Consider the following 2,902-nt stretch of genomic DNA (forward strand, 5'->3'; position numbering starts at 1 on the left):
AAAGAGCCAGAAATAAATTCATTATTCTGACTTTTATCGGTTATTGCTTATGCAATACCATTTGATTAATGATTTATAATTAGAATTTGTTTGTTGAGATTAAAAAAATAACGGGTAATCATTTCTAATAAATTGCGCATTTGTTTCCTAAAAAAAGAAAAAAAAGCTTGTCGCCTGTCAAAAAATAATCTATCCTAAAAAAATGGTTTTATATAAAAATGCAAAATAAAACCATAAAATGCAAAATGTTAGCTTTAAATCGTCAGTTTAAGCTTATGCATTACGGATTTGGTATATAAGGGATAGAGAACAACAAGCTGTATGAAATGTTATAAATTGATTACTCAAAAAGAGTGGCTGGCACTACAAAAGAAAGCCCCCGAAAGTCTGTTAGCCCAGTATGGGTTTTATGAGTTTCCCAAAACACAGTTACAGGCATCCGGTTATAACACCGTTCGTTACGATTACAGCGCTGCACAAGATGAAGCTATTGCTCATTGCGTTCAACATCCTGAACAATGTCAACAGCTTTACCCGACACTGGAAAACTTGGGGTTATATTATGGCAACAATCACTATGGTCATGATAACGCCAAAGTTACGCAAGCCTTAACAGAAGCCCTGACAACCGGTCGGGCGTTGTTAATTGAAAAACCACTCACACTTGATTGTGGATTATTACCGCCTCAGACCAATTTTTTAAGACTACCGAGCAACAAAGCGCCACGTAAATTAACCCCGGCAGAAATACGGGAACGGGAGTTGTTTTTCTTTGATGATGATAACTGGATAGAATTCAGTGTCGAAAACTTACCGAATCACTCTTTTACGTTATTTAATAACAGTAATCAACGAATGATTTATCAGGGTCAACTTGATAGTCGTGGACATGCTTACGTCAATCTTGAGCCGGATATAAAATTAGTGGATGTCATCTTTGACCGACAAACACAGCACCGAGCCTGGTATCAAGATGTCCCCTTACAGATATTGGGTGGATTACGAGATGCAGGGCAAAGTACACTCGATTTATTATGGGATAGCACCTTAATTAATCCGATATCTCCGCTATTTTTTGCTCGAGTGCATGCAGAAATTATCAGTGATAAACCGATTGGTCAGGCACCTAATCCTATACAAATGCCTGAGGTATCACCACCACAGACTATCTCAGGCGGGATAACACATGGTGTCAGTCAATTTATTGTCGGGTTTATACCGGCGGTAAGGGCAACCAAATTTATAAAACCCTTGAAAAATGTAGGCTCGTGGGTAAAAGGGATGATAGCAGGCAGTGTCACAGATTTTACGGTATTTAGCCCTCATGAAGAACGCCTGTCAAACTTAGTACAAGAATTTCCCGAACTGGCTAACCCAATAACCGAATATTTACAAGCCAAACCAGACGATAGTTTTGCAGAAGGACGATTAAAAAACAGCTTAGAAGGAATAATAGCCGGCGGCTTAGCCGAACCCTTAACCCGTTCACTACGCTTATTAAAATACGCCCGCATCAAAATAACTGGCACTGAAGTCAGAGCGAAAGTACATCATAAAATTGAAGCGGTAGAGGTTGAATTAGATGAGGTTAATTGGAATAATGTTGCTGAAACGAGGACGACGCATACAGGAAGTGAAGCTGGAGATTATCTTAATAACTTTAAACCTTCTTCTACACCTGCTGAATTAATTCAACAACAAACAGGTAAAGGTACTCAAGTAACAATCAATACTGAACATATTTTAAATGGTGAAATAAAAACTTATGCAAATGGTACTAAGGTTGGTACTGGTGGGCATTATTTAAAAGATCCGAATATTAAAGTAGATAAGTGGACAGGTGCAGCTGATACTAATGGTGTCACAAAAGGATATATATCAGTCAGAGATCCTGCAACGGGGAAATGGTATAAAAAACAAGCTGAAACAACCTTTTTTCCTGAGCATTGGTCTAAACGACAAACTGAAATGGAAATTAAAAGTGCTTTTGAAAACTCGATACCACACCCAAAAGATAAAAACATGTGGCAGGGAACGTCTTCAAGTGGTATAGAAATATATGGCTATTATAAAAAACCGAATGGTACGGGTGCTACTGCATGGCCAATTTATAAAGGTAAAAAATAAATGAAAAATAAAAAAATATACTTATCTTGGTTAGATGAATCTAAAGAATTTTATCCTACAGGCTTGTTACCCAATGATAATATTAGATATACACCTACACAAGGATACGGAGTTTGTGAAATTGCTACCTGGTTAGGTAACGATATTCAATATTCAATAAACTCAGTCAATATCTGGATTAATAATTTGACAGATTTAGAACACAGCCGAGCACCCGATGGCATGTTTGGCATTGGTAATGCTCACTGGGTTTTGATTACTGGAAATTATGTTTTTATAGGTAATGAATACGTCGAAGAACAACAAGTCATTATGACCAAAGAACAACTTTTATATGTGTTAGAGCAATATAAAGCTTTCTTAGAAGGAGATTTTAAAGATCCCAATAACCCACCCGATCCTATTGATGTTGAGTTTATTGCAGAAGGGCAAGAAGCGATCGATATCTACAATGGATTGCCAAATTCTCATTTGGTTCCTTACGCTTGTTAATCACTTCCCCACTTAACTTGTGGGGAGCTAATTTTTAAGTACCCAGATCAACATTATAGGTTCAATAATTAATCTATTCTGTATAACTTTAATAATGAATGATCGCGCGACATAAACACCATTCTGCTCCAGCCTTTAATGGGATTCACAACACATTAAAAAAGCAAATAAACTAAAACATTTCATCAAAAATGTTTACCTAATTATGTCAGTCAATTTATTGTCGGGTTTATACCGGCGGTAAGGGCAACCAAATTTATTAAACCCTTGAAAAATGTAGGCT

Annotated in this window: 2 protein-coding genes; both read left to right on the top strand. The window is 36.8% G+C overall.

Annotated features, from left to right (window positions below):
- Positions 1–321 precede the first annotated feature (321 nt).
- On the top strand, positions 322–2,127 hold the full coding sequence (locus ACGH4F_RS09440; RefSeq protein WP_411590999.1) for an EndoU domain-containing protein: 1,806 nt from the start codon (positions 322–324) through the stop codon (positions 2,125–2,127).
- Positions 2,128–2,619, top strand: a complete 492-nt coding sequence (locus tag ACGH4F_RS09445; RefSeq protein WP_411591000.1) for a hypothetical protein — start codon at positions 2,128–2,130, stop codon at positions 2,617–2,619. It abuts the gene before it with no gap.
- Positions 2,620–2,902 lie beyond the last annotated feature (283 nt).

Origin of the sequence: Gilliamella sp. CG35, from assembly GCF_046635745.1 — a bacterium.
GTDB lineage: Bacteria > Pseudomonadota > Gammaproteobacteria > Enterobacterales > Orbaceae > Gilliamella > Gilliamella apicola_I.

Excerpts from the sequence above, each read along its gene's own strand:
- ACGH4F_RS09440 (WP_411590999.1), top strand. The coding sequence starts at position 322 with ATGAAATGTTATAAATTGATTACTCAAAAAGAGTGGCTGGCACTACAA.
- ACGH4F_RS09445 (WP_411591000.1), top strand. The coding sequence starts at position 2,128 with ATGAAAAATAAAAAAATATACTTATCTTGGTTAGATGAATCTAAAGAA.